The organism is Marivita sp. S2033 (assembly GCF_046592965.1).
Taxonomy (GTDB): Bacteria; Pseudomonadota; Alphaproteobacteria; order Rhodobacterales; family Rhodobacteraceae; genus Marivita.
In genome coordinates this window covers 645411-660489 of the sequence record NZ_JBISBV010000001.1, presented here as the reverse complement: position 1 = coordinate 660489, position 15079 = coordinate 645411, and the positions used below count along the sequence as shown (strand labels likewise).

The window sequence follows — 15079 nt, the reverse complement described above, 5'->3', positions numbered from 1 at the left end:
ACGCCGGGGGCGGAACCTGACCTTTCGGATAGATCAATGTCACAAACCGTTTTCGCGCCTTGGTCCGACCCGGACCAAAAGCCCCTTATCCAGTTCAAGGGCGTCACCAAACGCTTCGGTGATTTCACTGCGATAGATGATCTGACACAGGATATTTACGAGAAAGAGTTTTTTGCCCTGCTCGGTCCCTCGGGTTGCGGCAAGACGACGATGATGCGGATGCTTGCAGGGTTCGAGGCTCCGACCAAAGGCCAAATCCTCATCGCCGGTCAGGACATGGCCCGCGTGCCGCCCAACAAGCGCGCCGTGAACATGATGTTTCAATCCTACGCATTGTTCCCGCACCTGTCGGTCTGGGACAACATTGCCTTCGGCCTGAAACGCGAGGGCAAGGACAAGGACACGATAAGCGCCCGCGTCGACGAAATGCTGCGCCTCACGCGCCTCAGCAAGTTTGCCAAACGCAAGCCGCACCAGATCTCGGGCGGCCAGCGCCAGCGCGTCGCGCTTGCACGCTCGCTCGCCAAAGCGCCCAAGCTGCTGTTGCTCGACGAACCGCTGGGCGCGCTTGACAAGAAGCTGCGCCAGGACACTCAGTTCGAGTTGATGGACATTCAGGAAAAGACCGGCACCACCTTCGTCATCGTGACCCATGACCAGGAAGAAGCGATGACCGTCGCCTCCCGTGTCGCGGTGATGGACGAGGGACAGATCATTCAGGTGGCCACACCCGACCAAATCTACGAAGCCCCCAATTCCGTCTATGTGGCGGATTTTATTGGCGACGTGAACATCATCACGGGCCGCGCCACGCCACAAGGCGACAAGATCGCAATCGCCTGGGCCGAGGGCCAGCCAGACATTCTGGGCAGCACGCCTAAAACCATCACACCCGGCCAAGAGGTGCATTTCGCCATCCGTCCGGAAAAAGTCGGCATCAGCGTTGACGAACCGCAAGAGGCTGGCAACAAGCTGCAAGGCAAGGTTCTCGACATCGCCTATCTCGGCAATATCTCGACATATCATGTGGAATTGCCGACCGGCCACGTGATCAAGGCCCAAACCGCCAACACCCGCCGTATCTCCCGCCGTCATATCACTTGGGAAGATATGGTCTGGCTAAGCTGGACAGACACCGCCGGTGTCGTGCTGGATCGCTAGATGCGCCGCTTTTTCCTGATCTCGGTGCCGTATCTGTGGCTGGTGGCGCTGTTTCTGATCCCGTTTGTGATCGTGCTGAAAATTTCGCTGTCAGACGTTGCCATGGCGCGACCACCCTATCTGCCGCAGCTCGATCTCTCTGCCGGATGGGATGGCATTGTCTCCTTTTTCGCCGCGCTTGATTTCGAAAACTTCAAATTTCTCGCGACCGATGATCTCTACTGGAAAGCCTATCTCAGCTCGCTGAAAATCGCAGCCCTGTCCACCGGTTTCACTCTGCTGGTGGGCTATCCGATCGCCTATGCCATGGCCCGCGCCGCGCCCGAATGGCGGCCGACCTTGCTGATGCTGGTGATCCTTCCCTTCTGGACCAGCTTCCTCATCCGTGTCTATGCCTGGATGGGGATCCTCGCGAACGAAGGGCTGCTCAACCAGTTCCTGCTCTGGACCGGCCTCATCAGCGCGCCGTTGACAATCCTGAACACCAACACCGCCGTCTACATCGGCGTCGTCTACACCTATCTGCCGTTCATGATCCTGCCGATCTACTCGGCGCTCGAAAGAATGGATGACAGTCTGCTCGAAGCCGCCGAAGACCTCGGCTGCTCGCGGCTTTCGGCGTTCTGGCGGGTGACGGTGCCGTTGTCGAAAAACGGCATTATCGCGGGCTGTTTCCTGGTCTTCATCCCGGTGATCGGTGAATTCGTGATTCCGTCGCTGCTTGGCGGATCCGGCACCCTGATGATCGGCAAGGTTCTTTGGGAAGAATTTTTCTCCAACCGGGACTGGCCGGTCGCCTCGGCGGTCGCGGTGATCCTGCTGCTCATTCTCGTGATCCCGATCATCCTCTTCCAACGTAACGAACAGAAACAACGCGAGGCTGACGGATGATGCGTCGCAGCACAGGCTTCTTTGGGCCCAAAATACCTTGGGGGTTCGGGGGTGAAACCCCCGACCGCTTGCCCCAGTCCGTTGGCAAAACCGGAAAGCGTGCACCATGAAACGCTTCTCCTGGTTCAACGCGACGGCGCTCACGCTTGGCTTTGCGTTTCTCTACGTGCCGATGATCATTCTCGTCGTCTACAGCTTCAACGAATCCAAACTGGTGACTGTCTGGGCCGGCTTCTCGACCCAGTGGTACGGAGAGCTTTTGCGCAACGAGGAATTCCTCAATGCCGCATGGGTCACCATCAAGGTGGCCGTGCTCAGCTCGTCCCTGGCGACTGTTCTTGGCACCATGGCGGCGCTTGTCCTGGTTCGCGCCGGGCGGTTCGCAGGTCGGACGCTGTTCTCTGGCATGATCTACGCGCCGCTGGTAATGCCCGAAGTGATCACCGGCCTGTCGCTTCTACTGCTCTTTATCGGCATTGGCCTGGACCGTGGTGTTCTGACCATCGTGCTGGCGCACACCACTTTTTCGATGTGCTATGTCTCGGTCGTGGTGTCGTCTCGGCTTGTGACCTTCGATCAGTCGCTGGAAGAGGCCGCGCTCGATCTCGGTTGTTCGTCATTCGAAGCCTTCCGCCTCGTCACGCTGCCGATCATCGCTCCGGCGGTGATTTCCGGCTGGCTTCTGGCCTTCACCCTGTCGCTTGACGATCTGGTGATCGCCAGCTTTACCACCGGTCCGTCAGCCACCACGCTGCCGATCAAGATCTTTTCCGCCGTGCGCCTTGGCGTCAGCCCCGAGATCAATGCGCTCTCCACACTTATGATCGCCGTCGTCACGGTCGGCGTCATCGCCGCGTCGCTTCTCACCAAGCAGGCCGCGGTGCGGCAGGCACGCGATGAACGGCTGGCCGAACGCCCCGCATGAGGCGGATTTACGAACCAGCCGCCTATCAGGCACCGGCAAGCTGTTGGTGGCATGATACCGTTTCACCTGAACCACGCCCCGAACTTCACGGTGAACATCGCGCCGAAGTGGCGGTGATCGGCGGCGGTTTTACCGGCTTGAATGCAGCGTTGATGCTGGCGCAATCCGGCGTTCAGGCAACGGTGATCGACGCGGAGCAACCGGGCTGGGGCGCGTCGGGGCGCAATGGCGGGTTCTGCTGCCTCGGGGGGGCGAAACTTCCCGCCAGCACCATCGCCAAGCGGCATGGCGAAGATGCGCGCCGCGAGTGGCAAGCCGCCGAACGCGCCGCGGTGGAGCATGTGGCGGCGCTCCTGAGGGCATATGGCATCGACGCCGACTGTCATTCTACCGGCGAGACATTGCTTGCTCATAACGCAAAGTCCATGCGCGACATTCAGAGAACCGCCGTTAACGTAACGACCGAATACGGCGTCACGCCGCATGTCTTCACCGCCGAAGATTTGCCCGAGCTTGGCCTGAACGGCGCATTTCACGGCGGCATGACGACGCCAATCGGCTTTGCGCTGAATCCTGCCAAATATCATGCGGGATTGCATGATGCGGCGATGGAGAATGGCGTCCAGACTTTTGGCCAAACCCCGGCAACGGCACTGGCGCAATACGGCGCAGGCTGGCGCATTACAACCCCGCGAGGCACAATTGTCGCCGACCGGATCATCCTTGCCACCAATGGCTATTCTTCCGAGGACGTGCCGCGCTGGCTGCGGGCGCGCTATCTTCCGGTGCAGTCTTCGGTCATTGTCACCCGCCCGATCAGCACAGATGCGCAATCCCGTCAGGGCTGGACCAGTACGCAGATGTGCTACGACAGTCGCACGCTCCTGCATTATTTCCGTCTGATGCCGGATGGTAGGTTCCTGTTCGGAATGCGTGGCGGGCTGCGGGCCACGCCAAAGGCCGAAGCGGCACTGTCGCGTAAAATTCGTGCCGATTTCCACGCCATGTTCCGCGAATGGCACGACGTGGAGATCACGCATGAATGGTCTGGCCTGTTATGTCTGATGCGCAGCTTCATGCCATTCGCCGGAGCGGTGCCGGACATGCCCGGCGTATTTGCCGCAATGGGGTATCATGGCAACGGCGTTGCGATGGGAAGCTATCTTGGCGCGCGACTGGCCGACACGGTTCTCCAACGCCCGCAGCAAGGACCGTTACCAGCCTTCCTTGGAACTCCGCCAAAGCGCTTTCCCCTCGGTCCGATGCGCCGCGCTTTGTTGGCCCCGGCCTACGCAGCCGCGGCACTTTGGGACAGCTAGGCAGGCCCGGTTCAATCTTGTGAACCGCCAGACGCTTCGCTATTCCGGGATCAACCACACCTTCCAGGGAGGAGCGTCATGCTCAAGCGTCCGTTCGACAAGTCGAAACTGCCCAGCCGCCATGTAACCGAAGGCCCCGAGCGCGCGCCACACCGTTCGTACTATTACGCGATGGGCATGACCGAAGAGGAAATTCACCAGCCTCTCGTTGGCGTTGCAACCTGCTGGAACGAGGCCGCGCCCTGCAACATCGCGCTCAACCGTCAGGCGCAGGCCGTCAAGATGGGCGTGAAACAGGCGATGGGTACGCCGCGTGAATTCACCACCATCACCGTCACCGACGGCATCGCGATGGGCCATGAGGGCATGCGCTCGTCGCTTGCCAGCCGCGAGGCGATTGCCGACACGGTTGAACTGACGATGCGCGGCCATTGCTACGATGCGGTGGTCGGTCTGGCCGGATGCGACAAGTCGCTGCCCGGCATGATGATGGCGATGGTGCGTTTGAACGTGCCGTCGGTGTTCATCTATGGCGGATCGATCCTGCCCGGTCGCGCACCGCAGGTTGACGAAATCCCCGAGGATTTCCGCACCCGCGATCTGACTGTCCAGGACATGTTCGAGGCCGTCGGCCGCCACCAGAACCACGAGATGTCGGACAAGGCGCTTGATATGCTGGAACGCGTGGCCTGCCCGTCATCGGGGGCCTGCGGTGGCCAGTTCACCGCCAACACAATGGCCTGTGTCTCCGAGGCGATCGGCCTTGCCCTGTTCAATTCGTCCGGCATGCCCGCACCCTATGAATCCCGCGATGCCTATGGCGAAGCGTCGGGCCGCGCGGTGATGGATTTGATCGAGCAAAACATCAAGGCGCGCGATGTCGTCACCCGCAAGGCGCTGGAAAACGCCGCGCGCGTCGTGGCCTGCACCGGCGGATCCACCAATGCCGGTCTGCACCTGCCTGCCATCGCCAACGAGGCGGGGATCGAGTTCTACCTCGAAGATGTCTGCGACATCTTCCGCGACACACCCTATTTCGTCGATCTGAAACCGGGCGGTCAGTACGTGGCCAAGGATCTCTACGATTCCGGCGGCATCCCGGTGGTGATGAAGGAACTGCGCAAGGCGGGTTTGATCCACGAGGATTGCATCACTGCCTCCACCCGCACCATCGGCGAAGAGCTTGATCTGATCGAGCGCGAAGCGGATGGCAAGGTGATCTATTCCATCGACGCCCCGCTCACCAAGACCGGCGGCGTTGTCGGCCTCAAGGGCAATCTGGCGCCCGAAGGGGCAATTGTGAAGGTCGCGGGCATCCCTGCCGAAGGTCAGGTGTTCACCGGCCCCGCCCGCGTGTTCGAATGCGAAGAAGACGCGTTCGAAGCGGTCAAGCAGCGCGCCTACGAAGAGGGCGAGGTGCTTGTCATCCGCAATGAAGGCCCCGCTGGCGGCCCCGGCATGCGCGAAATGCTGGCCACCACTGCGGCGCTTTCCGGTCAGGGCATGGGCAAGAAGGTCGCGCTGATCACCGATGGCCGCTTCTCTGGTGCCACACGCGGCTTTTGCGTCGGCCACGTTGGGCCGGAATCGGCTTATGGCGGCCCGATCGCATTGCTGAAGAACGGTGACATGATCACCATCGACGCCGTCAAGGGATCACTCAGCGTCGATTTGACCGACGATGAACTGGCACAGCGCAAGGCCGACTGGCCCGGTCCGCGCGAGACGATCTACACCTCCGGTGCGATCTGGAAATTCGCCGAACTCGTCGGCCCGACCTACAAGGGAGCGGTCACGCATCCGGGGGCAAAGGGCGAAAAGCACCAGTATTGGGACTTATGACAAGCATACGCACCACTCTGAGCGCCGCGCTGATGGGCGCGACGCTCGTGCTTGCGGGATGCGACCCGACCGCCATGCCCGGCAGTCTGTCCTTGCTGGAGACCGGATCGCAAGGTGCGGCGGCTCCGTTGGCTGCGGCAAGCCTTGCGGGTGGTGCGGTTGTTGTCTCGGGGCCAGGCGGATATTGTGTCGATGCCAAAACCTTGCGCAACTCTGACGCAGGGGGCTTTGCCGCCATCGCCAGTTGCTCGATCCTCTCCGGTGGGCGTGACGGCCCGATGGTCGAGCCCGGACTTGTGACCATTACCGTCAGCCGCGCTCCGGAAGATGTACCAGCGCCAAGCGATCTGGCAGCCGCGCTGAACACGCAACTCTTGCAAAACCGCAAATTCAGCGCCGTGGACGTCGGCCTGATGGCGTCGGGCGGAGAGTCGGCGTTTCAGGGCAGTGATCCGCGCCATTGGAGGGGAGCTTTCGTCCTGGGCGAGTGGATGGTCGGTCTGGCGCTCTATGCTCCGAAGGGCAGCCCGCTGGTCGGATCGCAGGGAGCGGCGTTCCTGAATACGGTTTCTTCACGAATTCGCGCTAGTTCTCCAACACCCGCAACCAGTGCAGAACTGTCGCAACCCTCGACCGGTGCCCTCGCGGCGCAATTTGATCGTTTATCTGAAGCCGGCGATCTGCAATAAAGTGGATGAACCGGCGCACCAAAGCGCCGGACATATACAAGATGCAGGAGCGAGCAGCTCATGTCAGAGATGAAGCCCGGTCTGTTTGACCGCGTGATGCAGCAATCGGCGCTCAAACGGTTCCGCCGATGGGCCGAAACCGCGCCGAGTGACGACTTGCGCGAATTGCGGCGCAACCGGTCCGCTGCGCGTCGCATGAAATACTATCTCGATGAACTGATCCATGTGGCCGACAACCGCCTGGCCCTGCCCGTCGTCGGCAATCAGGCGGTGCCGGTTCCCTACGATGCCGATTGGTCGTGGCGTCCGGAGCTCTGGTGCGGTCCGCTCGCCACGCAGGGTGTCTCTTCGGTGCAAAGCAAATCCATGCTTGGCCGCGAAGTGACCCTGTTTCACGACTGCCAACATTCCGAACTCACGCTGCGCCAGCTTCGCAACACCAGCGTCGATGACCTTGCGGCCTATGGGCTGCGGCTCGATGTGTTTCGCTTCGATGGCTCCTACCTGTCGCTGGTCGTCGATCTTCCGCCAAGCGCCGCACACGGGTTGAAACGCAACCATCTGATCCGGCTTGATGCGATTGTTGAACTCGAACGTCCGCTTGAGATCTTTGGCCGCCTCAATGTGCAGCATGGCCCAAACACCGAACAGATCGTGCGCGAATTGCCTCTGAACGACCGCAACCTCGTGCTGGAGTTCGATCTGGCCTACACCAAGTTGAATGAGAAGCGGGTCGAGAAGGTCTGGATCGACTTGATTTTCGAGAACCCCGAAATGAGCCAGGTCATCCTGCGCGACCTGTACTTTAGCCGCCGTCCCCGCGCCGAACTGTAAGGCCATGCAATGACCGCCTATTCGCTGTCCAAATCCCGTTTCTTCGAAGGCGTCTGGGAAGGTGTGATCGCCGGAAATTCCGATGATGCGCCAACCCCGAATATCGACGTGCGCGTACATGACCGCGCTGTACCAGACATCATGCTGGAGCCGTTGGAAGACCCGGCATCGTGGCATCTGAAGGTGCCGGTGCCAGCCAACATGATCGCCGATGGAGTGCATACCTTTGTGATTTCCGAGGCAACGCTGGGCCAGCCTCTGGGTGACTTCTCGATCATCGCGGGCGACGCCGCAGGCGAAGACATCCGGTCGGAAATGGCGCTCTTGCGCGCAGAGCTCGACATGCTCAAACGCTCGTTCCGCAGGCACTGCCGCGACACGGCCTGACCGCCTCTGATTGACGTTCACAAGTCAGGCAGGCACAGTCCGTGAAAACCGGACCCCGGAGAACCTATGTCCCCGTTGCGTGGCATGGCGCTGAAACTCAGCGCCGTCTTTCTGTTTGTCATCATGGCCGCACTGATCAAAGCCAGTGCCGATGTCGTGCCCGCTGGGGAGGCCGTTTTCTTCCGGTCCTTCTTTGCCATTCCGATCATTCTTGGCTGGCTCGCCTTTCGCCGTGAACTCGCAACCGGATTGCGTACAAGAAACCCGCTCGGGCATCTGTGGCGCGGCATGTTCGGCGTCAGCGCGATGGGCGCGGGATTTGCGGCGCTCGGTTTGCTCCCGCTGCCCGAGGTGACCGTCCTGGGCTATGCCGCGCCGATCCTGACGGTGATATTCGCGGCCATGATTCTGGGCGAACGCATCCGCCTTGTGCGCATGTTTGCCGTCGCTCTGGGGCTGATCGGAGTTGTCATCGTCATGCTACCGCAGCTTGGCAACGAACAGCTTGGCACCGCGGCCCGCTGGGGTGTTGTTCTGGTTCTCGTCTCGGCCACGTTGCGCGCACTGGCGCATGTGCACATTCGCAAGCTGGTGCAGCACGAGACAACCTCTGCCGTGGTCTTTTATTTCGCGCTCACATCGTCTTGCCTGTCGCTTCTCACATCCCCCTTTGGCTGGGTGTTGCCCGATCCGCTCACCGCCGCGCAACTGATCGGCGCGGGCGTGTTCGGTGGAGTGGCCCAGATCCTGCTGACGTCGTCCTACCGCCATGCCGAAGCCGCCTTTCTGGCACCGTTCGATTATGCTTCGATCCTGTTCGCACTGATCATCGGCTACACCGTGTTCGATGAAATCCCCACGGTGTCAACGATCGTCGGCTCGGTGGTCATCATCGGCGCGGGCGGTCTGATCATCTGGCGCGAACGCCAATTGGGCGTCAAACGCGGACCTGCGCGGTCAAACCTGACGCCGCAGGGCTGATTGCAATTCAGTGCTGTCCGGCTTAGATCACCACAAACGCTGCAAAGGTGACGGGACCGCACTTCGATGAACTGGATCAACAATTACGTCCGCCCCCGGATCAACTCGATCTTTTCGCGCCGCGAAGTGCCGGAGAACCTGTGGGTCAAATGCGACGAATGCGGCACCATGCTGTTTCACCGCGAAATGTCCGACAACCTGAACGTTTGCAGCAATTGCGATCACCACATGCTGATCACCCCGCGCGACCGGTTTCTCGGCCTGTTCGACGGCGGCGTGTTCAACGAGATTTCGGTGCCCGAACCGCTGGCTGATCCGCTGCATTTCCGCGATCAGAAGAAATATCCCGACCGGATGAAAGCCGCCCAGAAATCCGTCGGCGAGAAAGAGGCGATGCTGGTTGTCACCGGCGAAATCGGGCGCACGCTCGTCGTGGCCGCAGCGCAGGATTTCAGCTTCATGGCCGGCTCCATGGGCATGTATGTCGGCAACGCCATCATCGCCGCTGCACAAAAGGCGGTCGAGCTGCGTCGCCCTCTGGTCTTGTTCTCTGCCGCCGGAGGTGCACGGATGCAGGAAGGTATCCTGAGCCTGATGCAGATGCCGCGCACCACCGTGGCCGTGCAGATGCTCAAGGAAGCGAACCTGCCCTACATCGTCGTGCTCACCCACCCCACGACAGGCGGCGTGACCGCGTCTTATGCGATGCTGGGCGACGTCCATATCGCAGAACCCAATGCACTGATCTGCTTTGCCGGTCCACGCGTGATCGAACAGACGATCCGCGAAAAGTTGCCCGAAGGGTTTCAACGCGCCGAATATCTGCTGGAACACGGAATGCTGGACCGCGTCACCGACCGGCGCGAGCTGCGCGATGAGCTGGTCAGTATCATCCGGATGCTGATGCATTTGCCACCGCCCGTGGCTGGTGAACTGCCAGCGCCGGATGTGGAAAAGCCCGATGCATCCGTCAGCACCGACCCGGCCCCGTGACCCCGCCCACCGGTTCGGATGCCATCCTCGAACGGATGATGTCGCTGCATCCCAAGGTGATCGACCTCACGCTTGATCGCGTCTGGTCCTTGCTGGACGCGCTCGATCATCCCGAACGAAAACTGCCGCCCGTCATCCATATCGCCGGAACCAACGGCAAAGGGTCGACGCAAGCCATGATCCGCGCCGGTCTCGAAGCGGCGCACCAGACCGTGCATGCTTATACGTCTCCGCATCTGGCAAGGTTTCACGAGCGCATCCGCTTGGCTGGAGAGCTCATCACCGAAGACGCGCTGACGCAGGTGCTTGACGAGTGTTACGCGGCCAATGATGGCGCGAACATCACCTATTTCGAAATCACGACCTGCGCCGCGCTTCTGGCGTTTTCCCGTACGCCCACCGATTACACCTTGCTCGAAGTTGGGCTTGGCGGGCGTCTGGACGCGACCAACGTGATCGACGCGCCGGCGCTCACGATCATCACGCCGGTTTCGATGGATCACGAAAGCTATCTTGGTGATACGCTCGCGCAGATTGCCGGCGAAAAGGCGGGCATCATCAAGCGCGGCGTGCCGTGCATTGTCGGCCCTCAACCTGACGAAGCTCTCGCTGTGGTCGAAACCCGCGCTGCCAAGCTGGGCGCGCCGCTTTTGGCCTTCGGCCAGCACTGGCATGTCGGACGTGAAAACGGGCGGTTGGTGTATCAGGACGACACCGGTCTGCTCGATCTCGATCTGCCCAATCTGCCCGGACCACATCAGATTGAAAACGCCGGGATGGCACTGGCCGCTCTGCGTTATCTAAAAATGTCGGATGCCGCTTTTGATGGCGCTGTTGGAAACGCGGACTGGCCGGCACGCTTGCAGAACTTGCGCTCCACAGCGCTCAACGCATTGGCGCCCGATGCTGACATATGGCTTGACGGCGGCCATAACCCTGCGGCTGGACTCGCGCTTGCGGCACATCTCAAAACACTGCCAGACCGTCCGACGCATCTGATATGCGGCATGCTCAACACCAAGGACGTGCGCGGCTACCTTGCTCCATTGGCCGATATCGCAACGGCACTCACCGCAATCTCGATCCCCGGTGAAGCAAATACGTTGAGCGCGCAGGACACTGCCATCGCGGCGCGTGATGTGGGCATGTCGGCCAGCGTGGCCGACGATGTCGAAGCGGCCCTGCGTCAGATAGCCGAGCAAACCCCCAATGCGCGCGTCCTGATTTGCGGATCGCTCTATCTTGCCGGGCATGTCTTGCGCGAATTCACCTGACCTGAGCGCGCAAGCGGACGGTAAGGGTGGACACTAGGGGTGCAAGTGTTTTTGCGTGTTGGGTTTCGTGCGTTTCGGTATCCGCACCGGGTCAGCGCGATGTTATTTCCAGCTTAGGTCGGATGGATCAAAAGACCACAACATCTGGCGGAACGCCCCATCCTTAGAAAAGTTCCCCTCAAGCTCAGCTAAATGTTGACCGGTGTGATTCGCTGTGGCACAACGAATCAAGTTTTCGCGATTTGTCAAAAGGCAGGTGCGAAACGGGGGGAATTGATGATGAATTCAGGCACGTGCATGCACACCGATTTGCCGACACCGGCATCCGGGGCGCATGGTCTGAAACCTATCGCCAGACCACTCCAGGACGACCCAACCTCCGGCGCTCCCTCGCGCCAAAGACGTACGGCATAGCAAGGACCTGAACACAGGCAGAAGAAACTTCGAGCAGTCTCAGGGGTCCTTCGGGACCTCTTTTTTTGTTCTATCTCTGGCCCCAATCCTCGGCTTGCATTTCGCGCAGGCGACTGGCCGTGCGTTCGAATTCAAACGTTCCCGCCCCTTCGACGTAAAGCATCTCCGGACTTGCCGCCGCCGACGCGATCACCCGCACGCGGGCCTCATAAAGCGCGTCGATCAAGGTGACGAACCGCTTTGCCTCGTTGAAGTTCTGACGGCTCAGACGCGGGATGTCTTCGATGATCAGCACCCGCACCGCATCCGCAAGCGACAGATAATCCGCGGGCCCCAGCATCGTACCGCAAAGCTCGTAGAACTTGGCGCGCGCGACACCGTTGTAATAGCGCGGCAACACCAGCTCGCGGCCCTGCACGAACAATGTCAGACTGTCCTGTTCTCCGCCGGTCAAGTCCTGCCAGATACGGTCGATCTCGGCCTTGGCCGCGGCGTCGTTGGGTGTGAAATAGACCTGCGCACCGGCCAGTTGATCCTGCCGGTAATCCTTGTCCGCACGCAGTTCGTGCACCACCATCCGCTCTTTCAGCATGTCGATGAACGGCAGGAATATTTGTCGGTTGAGACCGTCCTTGTAAAGATCATCCGGCACCCGGTTGGATGTCGTAACCACCACCACGCCCGCCGCGAACAACCGTTCGAACAACCGGCCCACGATCATCGCATCGGCAATGTCGGTGATCTGCATCTCGTCGAATGCCAAGAGCCTGACGGAGTCGGCCACCGACTGCGCAACCGGCTTGATCGCATCCTCGACCCCGTCTTTGCGTGCCTGGTGAATGGCAGCCTGAATTTCCTGCATGAAGGCGTGAAAATGAACCCGGCGTGCAGGCACATCAAGGCTGGCAACGAACAGATCCATCAACATCGACTTGCCGCGCCCGACCCCGCCCCACAAGTAAAGACCCTTGGGGGGTTCCGGTGCCTTGCGAAACAGCTTCTTGCGCGCCGGATCGGCAAGCGCGGCGCGGATGCGTTCGAATTCGGGCAACACCGCTTCCTGTGCCCGATCAGGGGTCAGCGACCCATCAGCGACACGCGCGGCGTATATTTCGGGCAGCGTTGGCATATGCGCCGGTTATCCCGTCCTTGGACAATTGTGGAGAGGGGTTATTCGACGGCGCGGATCAATTTGCGCTCCAGCACGCGCAGCACGGTTTTCAGATCGTTGCCACGCTTGAGCACCTGACCGTCAATGCCGATCACGGCGTATTGTCCTTGCTTGTTGCGCAGTTTGGGCCGCTTTTCGATCCGGTAAAGCGGGTTTTCCGCTGAGCGCCGGAAGATCGAAAACACCGCGACCTCTCGCAAGGTGGAAATGCCGTAATCGCGCCATTCACCGGCAGCCACCATCCGCCCGTAAAGCGACAGAATGACACCCAGTTCGGTCCGGTGAAACGCGATCTGCTGCGGCGCGGTATATGGGGTGGGAAACGGAGTCAGGCTGTTCATACCACATGATGTGTGCAGGCGTTTGCGTAAATCAAGCATTTTGGCAGATGTGCGGTTCGGCTGTGGAATTTAGGGCCGCTTCGGCCACATTGTTTCGCATGCGAAACAATGGGTCAACTATGCTGACCGATCACGCAAACGCCCCCTGACAGAACCATCCCGACGACATTGATGCTCCATGTGCATAAAACAACCAAAGCCGATGGCCGTCTTTGGTGATGACCTCCCAGTAATCCCGCAGCCCGTTGCGCCAGGCCGGATCGTCAAGCCACCATTCCGGCGCGATGCGTTCCGGCCCCCTGAGGGAATGTATCTTGTAATCACGCCCGCGCCATCGAAACCCCTCGGGAAGTCGTGGTGCATCCGGGGCTATCACCATCTCTGGCGGCCACATGACCAGCGGGCGCAACCGTGTTCGCGGCGGCCACGCTTTTGCAGGTTCAGACCACGCAGCCGCCACCGTAACCCAGTTCTTTTCCGGAATGTGACTGTCAGCCGGATGCAGACGGGTGATCGCGTCCATTCCCAACCGTGTCCCAAGACGCCCGATCAATCGGTCCAGAGACTTTCTCTTGCCGCCCGCCATGCGCGCCCGCCCGTCTTCTGCCGCTTCAAGATGGCCGGCGCGGGTGCGCAACTGGATCGGCTCGTGCAACACGGTTTCAAGCCGCATCATGTCGATGCCGTAACCGGCATCCAGATCCTCGATCTTGAGCCGCAACAGCGGGCGGATATGGTCGGGATCGTCAGAGGGCTTGGCCAGTGTCACGGTCATCCATTGCATCGTGGCATCGCTGCGATACGCCTCAAGCCGCAGGGTCCGCGCGCCCTGCCCCTTGGCACGCAACGATTCACACAATCGCGGCAGCATCCGGTCGATCGCCGCCATCACGTCGTCCTCCAGACCGATCGGGTCGGGCAGGCTGAGTCGCGTGGCAAAACGGTCCGGCGGCGGAGCGGCGCTGACCGGTTCGGGCAGACTGCCCAGCGCCTGATCCATGCGGGCCACCAGCCCCCGACCGAACCGTCGCACCAATCCGGCGCGGGGTTGTTCGACAAGGTCTTGCACCCGTCGCAGGCCAAGCCGGGACAGTTGCGCCATCGAATGCGCCTCCAGCCGCAACGCCGCAAGCGGCAGCGGCGCGAGCGCACGGTAGGTTTCTCCGGGGGCCGCGATGCGCAGATTGGCTTGGTCGGCAGACACGCTTACCGCCGGTGCCGCGCCACCACGCTCCCAGTGCCGCCGCTTGCCAGCCCGCGCCCGCGTCGCGCGCGCCTCCTGGTCAATAGCGTCACCGCTGCGGTGATGTCCTGCCGCCTGCGTCCCACCGAACCGCGCCAGCGCCCATGCGCCACCCAGCGTGTCGGCAATGCCCAGTTGCACCGACAGGCCAAGCCCGGTGCAGTCGTCCTCGATCTGCCGCGCCACGCCGTCCTCGCCGCCGAAAAGATGCGCACATCCCGTCAGATCAATCACCAGAGCATCGGGTTTCTCTTGCGCCACCCAGGGTGAGAACTTGCCCGCCCAGCGGTGCAACACCCCCAGAAACGCCGCCTCTGCATGGGGGTTGGACAGGCGTGTCAGAAGATCGGCGCTCATCGCGTGGGCGTCACGCAATGGCTGGCCTTCGTACAACCCGATGGCTTGCGCGGCGACGGAGAGAGACGCCAGAACCTGCGCTTGCCCCACGTCCTTGACCACCGCAAACGGCACCTCTCCCAGATTGGGATCGCGGCGGATATGCCGTTCGGCGGCCAGCCTGGGAAACCAGATGGACAGGATACGTCGATTTCGCATGAGACTCGCGGCAGCAAATGTTCTACTTTTGTTCCAATACACCTCTGCGCGGTAACGAG

At 61.0% G+C, this 15079-nt stretch carries 14 protein-coding genes; 11 read left to right on the top strand and 3 right to left on the bottom strand.

Annotated features, from left to right (window positions below; all coding sequences use genetic code 11):
* The first annotated feature begins 36 nt into the window (after window positions 1-36).
* From ACGKZZ_RS03105 to ACGKZZ_RS03055, 11 genes are all read left to right on the top strand, one after another.
* Entirely contained in the window at window positions 37-1161 is a 1125-nt protein-coding gene (locus ACGKZZ_RS03105; RefSeq protein ID WP_411221967.1) for an ABC transporter ATP-binding protein, read from the top strand.
* Window positions 1162-2052 carry an ABC transporter permease subunit gene (locus ACGKZZ_RS03100; RefSeq protein ID WP_411221966.1) on the top strand — a complete coding sequence of 297 codons (891 nt, stop codon included), beginning with the start codon at window positions 1162-1164 and terminating at the stop codon, window positions 2050-2052.
* Window positions 2053-2158: 106 nt separating this feature from the next.
* Window positions 2159-2977 carry an ABC transporter permease gene (locus ACGKZZ_RS03095; protein WP_411221965.1) on the top strand — a complete coding sequence of 273 codons (819 nt, stop codon included), beginning with the start codon at window positions 2159-2161 and terminating at the stop codon, window positions 2975-2977.
* Window positions 2974-4296, top strand: a complete 1323-nt coding sequence (locus ACGKZZ_RS03090) for an NAD(P)/FAD-dependent oxidoreductase (protein ID WP_411221964.1) — start codon at window positions 2974-2976, stop codon at window positions 4294-4296. Before ACGKZZ_RS03095 ends, ACGKZZ_RS03090 begins: the two co-directional genes overlap by 4 nt.
* A gap of 78 nt (window positions 4297-4374) precedes the next feature.
* Complete coding sequence (gene ilvD, locus ACGKZZ_RS03085; protein ID WP_411221963.1) at window positions 4375-6138, top strand: dihydroxy-acid dehydratase; 1764 nt, start codon at window positions 4375-4377, stop codon at window positions 6136-6138.
* Entirely contained in the window at window positions 6135-6827 is a 693-nt protein-coding gene (locus ACGKZZ_RS03080; RefSeq protein ID WP_411221962.1) for a dihydroxy-acid dehydratase, read from the top strand. The genes ilvD and ACGKZZ_RS03080 overlap by 4 nt, the downstream gene beginning before the upstream one ends.
* Before the next feature lie 60 nt (window positions 6828-6887).
* Window positions 6888-7661 carry a DUF6478 family protein gene (locus ACGKZZ_RS03075; RefSeq protein ID WP_411221961.1) on the top strand — a complete coding sequence of 258 codons (774 nt, stop codon included), beginning with the start codon at window positions 6888-6890 and terminating at the stop codon, window positions 7659-7661.
* 9 nt (window positions 7662-7670) lie between these two features.
* Window positions 7671-8048, top strand: a complete 378-nt coding sequence (locus ACGKZZ_RS03070; protein ID WP_411221960.1) for a hypothetical protein — start codon at window positions 7671-7673, stop codon at window positions 8046-8048.
* 66 nt (window positions 8049-8114) lie between these two features.
* On the top strand, window positions 8115-9029 hold the full coding sequence (locus ACGKZZ_RS03065; RefSeq protein WP_411221959.1) for a DMT family transporter: 915 nt from the start codon (window positions 8115-8117) through the stop codon (window positions 9027-9029).
* Window positions 9030-9095: 66 nt separating this feature from the next.
* Window positions 9096-10022 (top strand): acetyl-CoA carboxylase, carboxyltransferase subunit beta, encoded by a 927-nt coding sequence (gene accD / locus ACGKZZ_RS03060; RefSeq protein ID WP_411221958.1) that lies wholly within the window; start codon window positions 9096-9098, stop codon window positions 10020-10022.
* Window positions 10023-10057: 35 nt separating this feature from the next.
* Window positions 10058-11296, top strand: a complete 1239-nt coding sequence (locus ACGKZZ_RS03055; protein ID WP_411222200.1) for a bifunctional folylpolyglutamate synthase/dihydrofolate synthase — start codon at window positions 10058-10060, stop codon at window positions 11294-11296.
* Between the two features lie 484 nt (window positions 11297-11780).
* Here ACGKZZ_RS03055 and zapE read toward each other — a convergent pair whose 3' ends face one another.
* From zapE to ACGKZZ_RS03040, 3 genes are all read right to left on the bottom strand, one after another.
* Window positions 11781-12839, bottom strand: a complete 1059-nt coding sequence (gene zapE, locus ACGKZZ_RS03050) for a cell division protein ZapE (RefSeq protein ID WP_411221957.1) — start codon at window positions 12837-12839, stop codon at window positions 11781-11783.
* Between the two features lie 41 nt (window positions 12840-12880).
* Window positions 12881-13222 carry a DUF2794 domain-containing protein gene (locus tag ACGKZZ_RS03045; RefSeq protein WP_411221956.1) on the bottom strand — a complete coding sequence of 114 codons (342 nt, stop codon included), beginning with the start codon at window positions 13220-13222 and terminating at the stop codon, window positions 12881-12883.
* Between the two features lie 130 nt (window positions 13223-13352).
* Window positions 13353-15020 carry a Y-family DNA polymerase gene (locus ACGKZZ_RS03040; RefSeq protein WP_411221955.1) on the bottom strand — a complete coding sequence of 556 codons (1668 nt, stop codon included), beginning with the start codon at window positions 15018-15020 and terminating at the stop codon, window positions 13353-13355.
* Between the last annotated feature and the right edge of the window lie 59 nt (window positions 15021-15079).

What these genes read in the sequence shown, in the direction of transcription:
- ACGKZZ_RS03105 (WP_411221967.1), top strand. Translation starts at nt 37, where the DNA reads ATGTCACAAACCGTTTTCGCGCCTTGGTCCGACCCGGACCAAAAGCCC.
- ACGKZZ_RS03100 (WP_411221966.1), top strand. Translation starts at nt 1,162, where the DNA reads ATGCGCCGCTTTTTCCTGATCTCGGTGCCGTATCTGTGGCTGGTGGCG.
- ACGKZZ_RS03095 (WP_411221965.1), top strand. Translation starts at nt 2,159, where the DNA reads ATGAAACGCTTCTCCTGGTTCAACGCGACGGCGCTCACGCTTGGCTTT.
- ACGKZZ_RS03090 (WP_411221964.1), top strand. Translation starts at nt 2,974, where the DNA reads ATGAGGCGGATTTACGAACCAGCCGCCTATCAGGCACCGGCAAGCTGT.
- ilvD (WP_411221963.1), top strand. Translation starts at nt 4,375, where the DNA reads ATGCTCAAGCGTCCGTTCGACAAGTCGAAACTGCCCAGCCGCCATGTA.
- ACGKZZ_RS03080 (WP_411221962.1), top strand. Translation starts at nt 6,135, where the DNA reads ATGACAAGCATACGCACCACTCTGAGCGCCGCGCTGATGGGCGCGACG.
- ACGKZZ_RS03075 (WP_411221961.1), top strand. Translation starts at nt 6,888, where the DNA reads ATGTCAGAGATGAAGCCCGGTCTGTTTGACCGCGTGATGCAGCAATCG.
- ACGKZZ_RS03070 (WP_411221960.1), top strand. Translation starts at nt 7,671, where the DNA reads ATGACCGCCTATTCGCTGTCCAAATCCCGTTTCTTCGAAGGCGTCTGG.
- ACGKZZ_RS03065 (WP_411221959.1), top strand. Translation starts at nt 8,115, where the DNA reads ATGTCCCCGTTGCGTGGCATGGCGCTGAAACTCAGCGCCGTCTTTCTG.
- accD (WP_411221958.1), top strand. Translation starts at nt 9,096, where the DNA reads ATGAACTGGATCAACAATTACGTCCGCCCCCGGATCAACTCGATCTTT.
- ACGKZZ_RS03055 (WP_411222200.1), top strand. Translation starts at nt 10,058, where the DNA reads ATGATGTCGCTGCATCCCAAGGTGATCGACCTCACGCTTGATCGCGTC.
- zapE (WP_411221957.1), bottom strand. Translation starts at nt 12,839, where the DNA reads ATGCCAACGCTGCCCGAAATATACGCCGCGCGTGTCGCTGATGGGTCG.
- ACGKZZ_RS03045 (WP_411221956.1), bottom strand. Translation starts at nt 13,222, where the DNA reads ATGAACAGCCTGACTCCGTTTCCCACCCCATATACCGCGCCGCAGCAG.
- ACGKZZ_RS03040 (WP_411221955.1), bottom strand. Translation starts at nt 15,020, where the DNA reads ATGCGAAATCGACGTATCCTGTCCATCTGGTTTCCCAGGCTGGCCGCC.